The sequence below is a fragment of the Bacillus sp. SIMBA_031 genome (genome assembly GCF_046535225.1).
Classification (GTDB): Bacteria; Bacillota; Bacilli; order Bacillales; family Bacillaceae; genus Bacillus; species Bacillus velezensis.
The window spans coordinates 1-240 of the sequence record NZ_JAWRXC010000640.1; the positions used below are offsets into that span (position 1 = coordinate 1).

Here is a 240-nt window from a genome sequence, read left to right on the forward strand (position 1 = left end):
CCTAATTTTATCGCTAAACCAGAAGACAAAAGCTTTTTAGAAAATTCCCAAGAGGCATTAATTTATCAACGTTTAGGTGTCGATAAAGAAACTATAGCTGAGTTAAAAGCAGCAATAGAAGCCTTGGCAGAAGAACTAGGAGAGGAAGGGGTTGATGTAGATGCAATAAAAGAGCAGATTGCTGAATTACAAAAAATGTTAGAGCAAGAATTCGAAAAAGGCACGGAGCGAATGGCAATG

General features: G+C 37.5%; 1 protein-coding gene. It reads left to right on the forward strand.

Annotated features, from left to right (window positions below):
* Window positions 1–240 (forward strand): hypothetical protein (locus SB724_RS21650; RefSeq protein ID WP_410573117.1); only part of this gene is annotated, 240 nt, incomplete at both ends.